This window comes from Virgibacillus tibetensis (genome assembly GCF_036026595.1).
Lineage (GTDB): Bacteria > Bacillota > Bacilli > Bacillales > Amphibacillaceae > Virgibacillus_P > Virgibacillus_P tibetensis.
The window spans coordinates 1-12,073 of sequence record NZ_JARZFX010000003.1; the positions used below are offsets into that span (position 1 = coordinate 1).

Annotated in this window: 14 protein-coding genes; 3 read left to right on the forward strand and 11 right to left on the reverse strand. The window is 36.3% G+C overall.

From position 1 onward, the window contains the following. Nucleotides 1–22: 22 nt before the first annotated feature. The gene (locus tag QGM71_RS08235; RefSeq protein WP_327607402.1) at nucleotides 23–451 is read right to left on the reverse strand and encodes a PQQ-dependent sugar dehydrogenase; all 429 of its coding nucleotides are present in this window, start codon (nucleotides 449–451) and stop codon (nucleotides 23–25) included. Nucleotides 452–1,069: 618 nt separating this feature from the next. Here QGM71_RS08235 and QGM71_RS08240 point away from each other — a divergent pair. Beyond that, nucleotides 1,070–1,858 (forward strand): DUF2935 domain-containing protein, encoded by a 789-nt coding sequence (locus QGM71_RS08240; protein WP_327607062.1) that lies wholly within the window; start codon nucleotides 1,070–1,072, stop codon nucleotides 1,856–1,858. 504 nt (nucleotides 1,859–2,362) lie between these two features. Here QGM71_RS08240 and QGM71_RS08245 read toward each other — a convergent pair. The 3 genes from QGM71_RS08245 to QGM71_RS08255 all read right to left on the reverse strand — a co-directional run bounded on the left by QGM71_RS08245 (nucleotide 2,363) and on the right by QGM71_RS08255 (nucleotide 5,054). Further along, nucleotides 2,363–2,920 (reverse strand): sugar O-acetyltransferase, encoded by a 558-nt coding sequence (locus tag QGM71_RS08245; RefSeq protein ID WP_327607063.1) that lies wholly within the window; start codon nucleotides 2,918–2,920, stop codon nucleotides 2,363–2,365. 309 nt (nucleotides 2,921–3,229) lie between these two features. After that, a complete protein-coding gene (locus QGM71_RS08250) occupies nucleotides 3,230–3,370 on the reverse strand; it encodes a YpzI family protein (protein ID WP_327607064.1) in 141 nt (46 codons plus the stop codon). Between the two features lie 292 nt (nucleotides 3,371–3,662). Next, a complete protein-coding gene (locus tag QGM71_RS08255) occupies nucleotides 3,663–5,054 on the reverse strand; it encodes a VWA domain-containing protein (RefSeq protein ID WP_327607065.1) in 1,392 nt (463 codons plus the stop codon). A gap of 454 nt (nucleotides 5,055–5,508) precedes the next feature. Here QGM71_RS08255 and QGM71_RS08260 point away from each other — a divergent pair, with 454 nt between their 5' ends. Further along, complete coding sequence (locus QGM71_RS08260) at nucleotides 5,509–5,961, forward strand: MarR family winged helix-turn-helix transcriptional regulator (protein WP_327607066.1); 453 nt, start codon at nucleotides 5,509–5,511, stop codon at nucleotides 5,959–5,961. 56 nt (nucleotides 5,962–6,017) lie between these two features. Here QGM71_RS08260 and QGM71_RS08265 read toward each other — a convergent pair whose 3' ends face one another. From QGM71_RS08265 to QGM71_RS08285, 5 genes are all read right to left on the reverse strand, one after another. Further along, on the reverse strand, nucleotides 6,018–6,524 hold the full coding sequence (locus QGM71_RS08265; RefSeq protein WP_327607067.1) for a CarD family transcriptional regulator: 507 nt from the start codon (nucleotides 6,522–6,524) through the stop codon (nucleotides 6,018–6,020). 186 nt (nucleotides 6,525–6,710) lie between these two features. After that, the gene (locus tag QGM71_RS08270; protein WP_327607068.1) at nucleotides 6,711–7,292 is read right to left on the reverse strand and encodes a hypothetical protein; all 582 of its coding nucleotides are present in this window, start codon (nucleotides 7,290–7,292) and stop codon (nucleotides 6,711–6,713) included. 67 nt (nucleotides 7,293–7,359) lie between these two features. Next, entirely contained in the window at nucleotides 7,360–7,767 is a 408-nt protein-coding gene (locus QGM71_RS08275) for a hypothetical protein (protein ID WP_327607069.1), read from the reverse strand. A 204-nt stretch (nucleotides 7,768–7,971) separates the two neighbouring features. Continuing rightward, nucleotides 7,972–8,166 carry a hypothetical protein gene (locus QGM71_RS08280; RefSeq protein WP_327607070.1) on the reverse strand — a complete coding sequence of 65 codons (195 nt, stop codon included), beginning with the start codon at nucleotides 8,164–8,166 and terminating at the stop codon, nucleotides 7,972–7,974. Nucleotides 8,167–8,557: 391 nt separating this feature from the next. Further along, a complete protein-coding gene (locus tag QGM71_RS08285; RefSeq protein WP_327607071.1) occupies nucleotides 8,558–9,145 on the reverse strand; it encodes a hypothetical protein in 588 nt (195 codons plus the stop codon). Between the two features lie 502 nt (nucleotides 9,146–9,647). Between QGM71_RS08285 and QGM71_RS08290 the strand changes: the two genes are divergently transcribed. Further along, the gene (locus tag QGM71_RS08290; RefSeq protein WP_327607072.1) at nucleotides 9,648–10,217 is read left to right on the forward strand and encodes a cupin domain-containing protein; all 570 of its coding nucleotides are present in this window, start codon (nucleotides 9,648–9,650) and stop codon (nucleotides 10,215–10,217) included. A gap of 69 nt (nucleotides 10,218–10,286) precedes the next feature. Here QGM71_RS08290 and QGM71_RS08295 read toward each other — a convergent pair whose 3' ends face one another. Continuing rightward, nucleotides 10,287–10,886, reverse strand: a complete 600-nt coding sequence (locus QGM71_RS08295; protein WP_327607073.1) for a short chain dehydrogenase — start codon at nucleotides 10,884–10,886, stop codon at nucleotides 10,287–10,289. 572 nt (nucleotides 10,887–11,458) lie between these two features. After that, the gene (locus QGM71_RS08300; RefSeq protein WP_327607074.1) at nucleotides 11,459–11,986 is read right to left on the reverse strand and encodes a hypothetical protein; all 528 of its coding nucleotides are present in this window, start codon (nucleotides 11,984–11,986) and stop codon (nucleotides 11,459–11,461) included. Nucleotides 11,987–12,073 lie beyond the last annotated feature (87 nt).

A 12,073-nucleotide genomic window follows, 5' to 3' on the forward strand; every position in this document is an offset into this window, starting at 1 on the left:
AATTTCAAACAAAAGCGATTCATCACACATCTGAAAAAGTGGGCTTTCTCGCTTTAAATTCTGTAAATAACGCATCATCCTCGATTAGCACATCGCGTAATCTACCGACATCTCCGAAAAACTCACCAACCTCTTCATTTTCAATGTTATAGGTGAAAATCTTCGATCCGGCTAAGGATGCAACATACAGCTCACGATCAGTGAATGCCATTCCTGAAGGTGCCCATGTCTCTTCACCTGAATGGAGAATTGGAGTTCTCATGTTCTCCGCTTCCTCATCTCCCTGAATTACAGGCCAGCCATAGTTCTCTCCCGCTTCGATTAAATTGATCTCATCATGACCTGAATCGCCATGCTCTGAACTATACATATTGCCATCATCATCCCAGGCAAAACCTTGTGGATTACGATGACCGTAAGAGAAGACATACGAATCTTCAAATGGATTCAGTTTCTAAAGATGGTTGAGTGCATGGATTTGCTCCGGCAGAATACTTCGCTATCCATGGGCAAGGCCTCAGCCTTCTCAGAACCAAAAGAACACTTCCTGCGGGATCTTCAGCTGGGACTGCGATTATCGTCCCACCGAAAAGAAATGTTGCTATTCCCGCAGGAGTCGACTGCCCGCAGCGAAGGCCAACAGTTGCAAAAGCGCTCACCCCCCGGGATCTTCAGACTGCTCCTATTTCGACGAACATGACTTTCTAGTATCGGCGTTGGTCATAGGACATGACCGTTTTTCAGCCGACCCATAGGACAAGGTAAGCTTCGGCAACGTTTACATTGCACAAAGAAAATGCGATGTATTTTAGAGGGAATCTCGCATTTTTCCGCAGCTAGAAGAACTTTTTCTTTCAGGGTGAGAAGAACTCCATGAAAAGATGTTTTTATGGGCTGTAACTAATCGTATTACCTCTATTGGCTACCTACATCTTTGCAGAGATGTGAAATAATTGATTGTATATGGATCAGGAATACTACAAATTATGGTGGAAGTTATAAAAGTTAGGATTAGGACAATTACCTATCTCATAAATTTGAAAGGAGATGAATAATTAGGAGGTAGTATATGGCTAATCCGATTGTTGTACGGTCATTAGACGAAATTAAATTTTGGTCTAGAATTATGAAAGAACATTCATTATTTTTAAGCTTGGGATTTACACATGACCAGAAAAAATTAATTAATGAAGCACAGCAATTTATCGCTATTTTTGAAAGAATAGAAGAAAAGTTGAGCAGGTTTACTGTGCATTCTGATTTGAGTCAAATCCAGGCTTTCAATAGTGAGGTTTATCAAGCAGCGGTAGCTATTTGGAACTATAAGAGAAAAGTATTGGGTTTAACATTACGGTGTGAAATCATTTCAAATAATTATCCATTATTGGTTGACCACATTAGCAGAGAAGCAGCTTACTTTGCAAACCGATTAAAAGAACTCAATGAAGGAATACTAGCTCCAAAAAAAGAAGCTATCATTCAAGAGAATGTTTTCTTCCTTAAAATTATGGCAGACCATGCTAAGTTTATCGGTCATCTTTTAGACCCTTCAGAAAGAAAGCTAGTAGAACAAGCTAGAGAATTTAGTCACGATTTTGACGAATTGGTTTTTCAGGCTATTGATTTGGACTCTATGCGACCACAATCTGAAACCAAACCAATACTAAGTCAATTTTTAGACCAAAATAAAGTATCCGTTGCTTCATTGAGGGATTTTAAGAAAACAGCAAGAGAGTTAATAGAAGAATGTCGTATCAAAAGTAACATTCACCCACTTTTAGCTGACCATACATTCAGAGAAGCTGAGAGGTTTTTAGAGATTATAGACTTTTATGAAGCTAGTTTGAAAAAAACATGATTCTCAACGAAGGGATGCATTCATTCAAGAAGGATAGGTGCACTTTATTGTTGAACTCACGAACTTCCACCTTATTGGAAAAGTTCACCTACGAGAATTATTTAGTACATTAAATTATTTCAAGTCGCTATGTAAGTTTTCCTAGCGGAGTAAGACCACATTTCCCACTCCTACTGAGAACCCATAATTCTAGAGGTCACATGCTTCATATTAAAGATGACAATAGGTGAAAAAGTCATTCATTCCTTTCAAATCTTTCCAATCAATCTCATCATCCACCATAAGCGGGTCAACGGTTGACAGGTGGTCCGTATCACTAAGGACTTTGATGAGATTATCTTTATATCTATGTCTTCTACAGAAGAATACCTAACAACATACCTTAAACTGGGTAACTATCTAGTTGGTTACATATCTTATCAAAATTTAGGTAGCTCAAATTTCAATTGCGAAATACACACAATTATTTACTAATTGCTTCTCAACCTAAAAAAAACCGTCTATCTAAACCAGCTTCTTTATTACTTTGGCTGGGTTTCCTCCGACTACCACGTTATCTGGGACATCCTTTGTCACCACAGATCCAGAACCAATTACAACATTGTTCCCAACAGTCAGGCCTGGATTAATGACAGCTCTCCCGCCAATCCACACATTATCACCAATTATTACTGGTTTGGTAGATTCAATTCCTGTTATCCGTTCTTCTGCATGCAATGGATGAGTGCTTGTATAAATATGTACACCGGGTGCTATCATACAGTTATCTCCAATAGTTACCCGCCCTCCATCTAAAATTGTACAGTCAAAGTTCGCATAAAAATTCTCCCCGACATGAATGTTATATCCGTAATCACAACGAAATGCCGATTCTATATAGATTTTTTCCCCCGTTGAACCTAGCATCTCTTTTACTAAAGACGTACGTTTCTCTTCTTCTGCCTCACTTGTCTCATTAAAGGAGCGTACGAGAGACCTTGCTCTAATTCGGTCATTCGATAATCCCTTGTCTGCTGGATTATACAGTTCTCCTCTTATCATCTTTTCTTTTTCTGTTTTCATTTTTCATTCTCCTATCTTTCGTTAGTGGCAAATATCTCTACATTTATTTCAACATAACATAAATATCACTAACTATTTGTAAAACCAAGGAAATTATTTATCAATTTTGTCCTAATTCATTTTCGGGTGCTAGATTTACGTAAACAAGCAGTCTCCATTAATATCTCAGGCATAACTTTATCTGAAACCATGTCATCTTAAAAAAAGGCGCTCTCCATAATAAGAAAAGCGCCTTGATTTTGTTGCATAAACTTATAGACTCGATTATAAAGAACACGATCGTCTTTCTAAAATGAACGCTTTATTCTTTTACTTTTTCCCATCATTTAATCTTCTGGCTTCTTCAGGACTTGACATTTTGGTTGCACCTTTAAAGCGAAGACCAACATCCCTGTCTGATTCCACACGTCCACTTTCTCTCATTTTCTTCTCTTGACGGTCTTTTCCCATGTTAAACACCTCCAACCTTAACATGGTGCTTAATAAAAAGTTTTATTCATCATTAAGGCATTGGGTATGCGAACTGGTCTGACAACCATTCTTTCCAGCTGATTTTCTCCTCAGGGTCATTTCCTCCGGTACATTTATCTCTCCCATCCCTGTGAAGAGGTACATACGAAGCAAGATATGAAGGTATAGGAAATATAAAAATCACGTTTGTACCCTAATCGGATCCCCGGCATTGCTATATTTTAGAGCAATACCGGGAAACGTTCAGATAGTGATTGATCATGTAGCTTCATTATTTACTGTATTTATCCTGCATATCCTTTCCTTTTTCCTGAATTTGTTCTTTTAGTTTATTTCCTGCCTCTTTTGCCTTATCGACAAGCTCATTGAAGTCATCCTTCATGCCTTCCAGTATATCCTGACGTTCAGAGATTAAGTCGAATAATTCTCCTCTCATCTGAGAATCTATTTGTTCCTGTCTCACAAGATACAATGCTGCGTCTTTCAAACGACCTTCTTCTTTAAATGTCAGATTCATGAAATCAGTTCGCTTTCCATACAATTCATTCAGTTTATCGGATTGTTCGGATGAAACCTCGTTGAAATTATCTGCTCTCCACGAGCTCCACTCATTAAAAAGACGAACACGTTCCCGTTCCCAGACTTTCTCGAAATCCTTCGCGGAATTAACGGTTTCGTAGTTACCCCCACCTGCTTCAGCAGCTTCCATCAATTGTTGCTGACCTTCGCTGTCCACATCAAAACCAATGATATTGACAACCGCCTCCATATTGGATTGATGGAGTGTTTCTGCTTCTTTGGCAGGGTCTCCGCCACATGTTTCTATACCATCACTGACGACATAAATGATATTATGGTCTGTATTACCTGCTTGCTCAAAATCCTTTTTCGATTCGGAAATAGCCTTAGCAAGTGGTGTATAGCCGGTTGATTTCACCGAATCCATTGCCTTATTAAAGTCTGATTCATGATAAGGCTGTAGTGGGTATACCATTTCCGTGCTATCACATGACAGTTCCTTATCCTTTTTCTGATTGCTTCCTTTATGTCCATAGACTCTCAGGGCAATATTAGATTCTTCTGGCATAGACGCAACAAAATCATCAATTGCTTTCTTGGCCAGGTCCATTTTTGTTTTACCGCCAATTTGCTGTGCCATACTGCCACTCGCATCCAGCAAAATAGAAATATTGGCTGTTCCATCCATTTCCTGCCCGTCTTTCAGTTCCATTCCTTCCGGCTGATCGGACAATACCGCTTCAATAGAAGCATTGAATTCTTTAATAAACTGATCATATTCCTTATACGTTTCTGATTGACTCATCAGTCCTAGAAAACTGTTGAAAATCTGGTCAGCACTCTGATCTTGGAAATCCATTTCATCCAGTTTCCCCCAGACAGCCTCTTCATCAAATTCTAGTACCGAAAACTCCCCCGACTCCTGTGCGAGTATTTCCTCAATTGATTTAGCTGGCTCAACCTCTATTGTTTCAGTAGCTGTCGTGTCTTCAGCAGCCACTTCATCTTCTTCCTCGTTTACTTGTTCCTCCTGTTGTTCAGAAGTATCTTCTTCTGGTTCTGTTTCTCCTTTTGAATCCTTACACCCTGCAATAACAAGAGTGAGGAGGATGGCTAAACTTATTAACAAAATTATTTTCTTCACAAAATTCCCCATTTCATTTAAAAATAGTAATAATTGCGCAACTAAATGAAATTGTAACAGACTTTATCACCAATCTTTCCAAAAATCAGACGTAGACAGGTAAATGATTAAATAGTCTCAGGACTTAAGTAATGAAATTATACCCAAGGACGGAAGACCACATTCGCTTCCCATTCGTTTATTTTACTATTATACAATCGCATTCATTTGACTTGCTTATCCCAAATCCAGCTGCTCACTCCCATCAGGGAAACACTAGTATCACCGTATTCCTGATCGTATGCAGCTACGTGTTTAACCTCTCTTATTTTCAATTGGTGAATTTAGTAGTATCACCTAAATCAATACGTTTTTACCGTGTAAATAGTTTCATTTTTGCATATAACGTAAGCTAATAAAAAGTCAATCAAATTGACAACTGAGAGCGAATTTTGTATAGTAAGTGGCGAAGATTATGATTGGAGTGAATCGTTTGACTTCAAACTCTGAATTGCAAAATTTAGATCTTATCGATTTGTTAAGTGAACGACATATCTTGGTACGAAGAATTTCAGAGAAGGCGTGGAACGATAAAAGCAATATTTATATATCCAATTCTGAATGGTATATTATGGCCCGAATTTATAAAAAGCGCCCTACCATTTCATATGTTACAAAAAATGTAGATATTTCCCGCCAGGCAATACATAAGTTTATCAAAAATCTTTCTGTAAAAGGATTAGTGAAAGTCCAGAATGTGGAATACAACAAGAAAGAAAAGTGTATTGAGTTAACGGCATTAGGAAACGAGTGCTACGAACAAAATGCGGCTCTAAAAGCCCAATTTGAGAAGAAAATTGCAGCAAATATAAGTGCGGAGCAAGTAAAAGTTCTAAAAGATATATTAAAGCTAGACTGGGGATTATAACAGCTGCTAAAAAAGAAAAACGGACTGGTTCTATTGAGAATTTAATTTCAATAGGGTCAGTCCGTTTCTTTTATCAACCTTGTTACTTTATTATTAATTTCTGCAGAAGTAGTATTCAATGAAAGAGCCAATTCTTGAAATAGCACTTTTTGCGTAGCTTCCAACAGCTTTCGATCTTGTTCATAAAGCTTCCTGTCAAGAAGCTCCATTTCCGATTTCCTTCGCATCAGCGTACTTACCACTTTCACAATTTCTTTTCGATTTCCTGTATTTACAAGTTTAGAATAAATGTTATGGCGTGCGTTAGCACTGTCATTCCATTTTATCCCCGGACATTTAAAAACTTCAAGTAGTTCATTGGCTTCCTCTTTTTGCATGAGTTCAAGCATGACCACCTTATCACTATTAACAGGAGTACTTATGGTTAAATGATGGTTATTATTATCCACGGGACGTAATACGTAATAAGATCTTGTAATACCTGAGAAATTCTTTTCGCAAATATCATCAATTTTGCAAATGCCATGTGTGGAATAAATGACTAATTCACCTATAGTAAACATTTTTTCCTCCTAATATATATTGTCAACTAAGTTTATTATAACTCAAAAAGGAACATTTGTCAACTTAGTTGACAAATGTGTTTTTCTAATCTAGTTATCAAGCTCTTTAGTATGACCTTCCACTTAGAAGAAGCTATTGTTCAAAAGGTTATACAGTCCCTATTCATGGCGACATGGATGAAAAAGTCATTCATTCACATCTCTCCAATCAATCGCATCATCCTCCACAAGCAAATCAACAGTTGACAGATGGTCCTTCTCACTAAGGACTTCATATTCATTAATATAATTTTCATCCACGTACATGGTGAAACTATCTGTTACGGAACGCCCCTCTTCCACCTCATTGTTCGTAGTAATTTTTATGGTATAATCCCTATGATATAGCTGTGCATCAACATCTTTCTTAAGTTCCAGTTTCAAGAAATCTGCCAAAACACGTTCCATAATTTCCTCATCCCTTATGGTAGCCGTTGCTTTTGTTTCTGGAATACGGTTAGATACATCGTTAATGGAAATCGACATACCCCTAATATCACTTTTTTCATTAATTTGTTCTGAAAAAACTTCTTGAAAGGTTGTGTATTTCATCTGGTCTATAATGAAAGCTGTTCCTATCCCTCCTATAGCCACTAAACCCACCGCAATAATGAAAGCTGTTCGTTTTTTGAAAAATAACCGTAAAAAGACCGTAATAAGTACAATGATTACTCCAAAAAGAAACAAGTCATTATAAAAAAAATCTCGCACATCATATAAGAAGTCCATTCTCTACCTCCAATCTTGCAATAACATATCTGCTATATATGACGCACGCCGTTCGCATTAATATATGCTATTTTTTCAAACAGTCCAACAAGACATAACCAAAAACAATACCAGCTACGGTTGTTATTGTTGGACCTCCAATCAGCATTATCTGTGATAAGGGAACTAGATTTCCACCAAAAGATGTGAAGGGCAAGTATGCCATTAGTATGATAATAAGAGATGGTAATGCAATCGCGACAAATCTAACCCAATCAAATGTCCATAGCCTTTTCTCTTTTATTTCCATAATTAATTTAGGTAATCGCAGGACCAATCCAATTAAAACAGGAAATATAATGGCAAATCTAACAACAGGCAATAATTGAAATTCCATTTTTGCCTTTTCTTCTATATGGATTTGATACTTTAATCCAAAATAGATAAATACACCAATACCAATTGTCCACGTGAAATAGTATAAAAAACGCTTCACTAAAAACATCTCCCCATTCCTGTTATTTCTAAGTGGTCAAACATAAATAGAAGTTGGAATTCATTACCACCAGAAATAAAAATATGATTGCTAAAACAGGTTGATCAACAGCCTATAAAACTAAAGCTGCCATGCCATATAGGATAACCTCAAGCAGCACCCGTATTAATCCCTGAACAGGGAACGGTGCTGCTGGGCTTTGTATTATTTTTCGTTCTTCTTATATAAAAAGGATAGAAGAAATATGGTTATGCCAATGAAAATAAATGATAAGGAATGATACTGCTCCCTAAAGTCAATCGTTTCATTAAATCTTTGAACAAACAAGAATATACCAAGTATGAAGAAAACAACGCCTAATCCCATGTTTATTTTTCCTAATAAAGTAAGATTCTTCATAAATTGTATCTCCTTTTTGCTTTGGTGAATTATTTACTTATGTAATTATAGTACGAATTTTATTTATGATTAGTTTCATTAATCTGCTTCATCATTAGTTTTGAACATTGAAAAGTTAAAGTATTTTAATTCCTTCTTCCCAATGCGTTTGCGACTATATCTAATTAATTTAAAATAAAATTCTATATTCAGTAATTTGGTTGAGTCAAAATTAGAAGATCGTCACTACTAATGGGTTCAGCTCTAGTGGAGAACATTAACTAACATCGTCATTAGCAACCAATGAATCTATGTGACTGCTGATTGAAGTGCTAAAACGTTAGTTAATTAGAGTGTTATTTTAATTGTTATTTGGAATTATAATCCTAAATCGTTTCTGGTTTTTCTGTTATCATGGTTTCTTTGCCCATATATTCACATATAATTTAGACACTATCACATCAACTACTGATGGCTCTTCTAAATCTATCTTGTCTGGAACATCCATATAAAATCCAAATTCATCTCCATCACGGTGGTTTAAGCCTGAAGAAGCGGAAGGGCTTAAATTATAGGTAACCTCTTTATACGTTGCTTTTGCTTCAGCTTGCAAACGATTTGTAAAACCATTATTACCTGCATGTTTAACACCCGATACCAATGTTGCACCACCTAAGTTATAATCTCCACTTGATCTAAAGAATACTTCATAACCTGCTTCATCATGAACATTTACTTTAGAGACATAAATTTTATTTTCTCCATCATCAAAAAGCACCTTACCCTCATTATTCTCCAACTCCCTTAAATCGATCTGTACCGTAAATTCCCCTTCGATAGGATGAGCATTACTAAGATAATTCTCAATGTCATTAGCTACATAACTAATCCCCTCTACCCTGAGATTAACAGTTTCGATTAATCGGGGTATTAACAGAAAACTGAAGGCGATTATGGCTGCAGCAATATATACAGTATTTAAATTTAAATACTTTTTCATAAAAACCCACCCCCCCTATTTATAGTTATCTAGTTGCTTCTTCCACTATCCTGCTGTATTGTCTTCATACCATATCACCCACATCAGTTGTTTCCACCCATACATTTACTCGACCGGCCCTAGTATAGTAGGCGTTAGCAACTCTTTAGTACATTTACGTAAAAGAAAAGTAAAAGTTCCAACTATTTCTTTCATTACTGCTTTTTGCATTAGGTTTAGGATTATCCAGCGACCAAAATGTGGACAGCTTCTATTGTCATTCTGTCAGCGTTACCAACAGGGGCAATTGTATAACTATTTGCTGAAAAATATAAGCAGGTTCCCTTCTACACACTTGCTACTACTGTAATCTCAATCACTACCACCTCGATCTTCCTTATTTTAATGATAGATTAATGGATTTGCGAATAAGTAAACAGCTCCAGCCAGGTTAACTTCAATGTACATTCACCCACCCCTAAGCATAGGATAACGTGATGAATCTTGAAAGGAATGAGCAGAAATGTACTATTATCCATACATGTTCCCACATCCTTATTACGTCAACGTACCTGGGTATAATTATGAAAGACAGCCTGGGTACTGGGCTTACCCGAATGAGTCAGGACAGATTGAAAGACAGGGTTATTATGGTTCGCCACATGATGAAAACAGAGTTGTATTAAGAGATTATGGAAAAGAACCTTTTGTAGTTAATATTGAAGAGGCTGCCGAGCAAAACAATAATTTTCGCACAGCTTTATGGACAGGAGATCATTTACAGGTCACCGTGATGAGTATTCCGGTTGGAAGCGATATCGGTTTGGAAGTTCACCCTGACGTGGATCAGTTCTTACGGATTGAGGAGGGGCAAGGAGTCGTGCAGATGGGCGATTCGCAAACTAACTTAACTTTTGAAAAAAATGCTTATGAGGACTATGCAATCATGGTTCCTGCAGGTAAATGGCATAACCTAACCAATACTGGGGATAAGACGCTTAAGCTATATACGATTTATGCCCCACCTGAACATCCATTTGGTACCGTTCATCGGACGAAGGCAGAGGCGATGGCAGCGGAAGAAAATCAATAAAATAGCATTCGTATAGAGAAGCAATTAGCTAATAATTTGCTTCTCTATTTTATTATCATTAAATAAATTCTAATAAACTCTATAAACCTGACCTGTCTGAGCTCCTTCAACACTCTTTGCAAATGCATTTGCAACTCTATTAGCAGATACTGGATTAAAACCTTTGAAAAATTCACCATATTTGTCTAAGGATTCTTCAAGAACGTTTGGACTTACAGAATTAATCCGCATATTCCGTTTCAATTCAATCGCAGCGGATTTTACAAAACTAGCAACCGCACCATTAGCCATAGCTGCTGAACTGCCTTTTAAAATAGGGTCATCCATCATAATTCCTGTAGTTAGTGTAAAACTTCCGCCATCATTTATGTAATTTTGACCAATCAATACTAGATTCACTTGACCCTTCAGTTTACTATTAATTGCTACTTCGTTTAATTCAGGGGTAAGGTCGCTTAAATGTCCAAAATGAGATGCTCCTGTTGTGCTTATAACAGCATCAATGTTTGGTATGTCTTTATACATTTGTTCTATACTATCTAAAGATGTTATGTCTACTAAATAATCTCCATTTGATTTACTGGCAATTATAATTTCATGATTAGGTTTTAACTTATCAGCCACAGATTTTCCTATTGTCCCAGTACCACCAATTAAAAGAACCCTCATACTATCACTCCTATTTTAGAATCATGTTACTTTATTTAGTTGTCTATTTCGGGGAAAATACCGTGCTCTGTCTGCATTAGACACAGGGTCTTCTTGTTCAATTATTACAACCCGTTGGTTGAAAGAAACGCCTAATCTTCCATAAAAATGCGTGCGTAGTATTCCGTTTCTTTATCTAATTTTTTGTCTTTTCTCAATTCCCTAATAGTTTCTTTTCGCTCATCTTCAATCACTTGAAAACTTCCCGACACATTTGGTGCTTTCCCATACTTTCACTCCTACATTTCATCTTATTTATATTACGATATTTATTTCCCTTTTTGTTTTGCACTTAAATTTTCCACTTTATTCGAATGACTCATAATGGTTTCTTCTTAAGCTACCGTGTTAGATAGATCAACAGCCTTTTACTCTTTAAAAAAAATATTCCTAACGTTAATAGAAAAAGAAAAGACAATCAAATTCTGATTGTCCTATTCAACTCTTACAGCCGTTTTTTTAAGTACAACAATTCACAAATCGATAACATATAGGCTTTTTGAAGTGAATTATAAAAAGGATAAAGGGAGAAGTTAGTTTATATTTTCAGAAAAACTGTTATTATAATTTCCCTTTTTTCTTGAGGAGGTGACGAAAATATAAATCGCTACGATAATACAGAATAATAGAGTGATATGAAAAAGGACATGAAGTGTATTAGGGACAATACCATTCATTACCGGAAGGAAAGAATGGGTATCTCCAAACATTTGATTAAATCTTTGGACTTTTTGTTCTGCACCATACCCAAAAAAGTAAGGAATCCACCAGGATACTAGCACCCCTACAAAGATACATACTTGATGGATAATTAACCAAAGTTTAATCCAGACTGGATACCTTTTTCCCATAAAAATGACTATCAGTCCCATTAATAGTAAAATTTGAGTTACATTAATCAGTGTAACAATAACCAATTCATTAAATGATTGTTCCTCTCTAATGGCTTGAACGTCATTTAGTGAACCTAAAGGAACCCAATCTTGCACGATCATAAATAACAATATAAAACTAAGTCCAGCCAACAATAGTTTTTCTGAAAAACGAATTTCTCTTTTCACAATTTACCCCCTATGAATTAACATACTCAATTACAATTAAAAAAATTTTACCATTTAAAGATAGTTCTTTCTATATATCTCAGGTCT

Coding starts and splice junctions, on each gene's coding strand:
- QGM71_RS08240 (WP_327607062.1), top strand. CDS start 1,070: ATGGCTAATCCGATTGTTGTACGGTCATTAGACGAAATTAAATTTTGG.
- QGM71_RS08245 (WP_327607063.1), bottom strand. CDS start 2,920: ATGAAAACAGAAAAAGAAAAGATGATAAGAGGAGAACTGTATAATCCA.
- QGM71_RS08250 (WP_327607064.1), bottom strand. CDS start 3,370: ATGGGAAAAGACCGTCAAGAGAAGAAAATGAGAGAAAGTGGACGTGTG.
- QGM71_RS08260 (WP_327607066.1), top strand. CDS start 5,509: ATGATTGGAGTGAATCGTTTGACTTCAAACTCTGAATTGCAAAATTTA.
- QGM71_RS08265 (WP_327607067.1), bottom strand. CDS start 6,524: ATGTTTACTATAGGTGAATTAGTCATTTATTCCACACATGGCATTTGC.
- QGM71_RS08270 (WP_327607068.1), bottom strand. CDS start 7,292: ATGGACTTCTTATATGATGTGCGAGATTTTTTTTATAATGACTTGTTT.
- QGM71_RS08280 (WP_327607070.1), bottom strand. CDS start 8,166: ATGAAGAATCTTACTTTATTAGGAAAAATAAACATGGGATTAGGCGTT.
- QGM71_RS08285 (WP_327607071.1), bottom strand. CDS start 9,145: ATGAAAAAGTATTTAAATTTAAATACTGTATATATTGCTGCAGCCATA.
- QGM71_RS08290 (WP_327607072.1), top strand. CDS start 9,648: ATGTACTATTATCCATACATGTTCCCACATCCTTATTACGTCAACGTA.
- QGM71_RS08295 (WP_327607073.1), bottom strand. CDS start 10,886: ATGAGGGTTCTTTTAATTGGTGGTACTGGGACAATAGGAAAATCTGTG.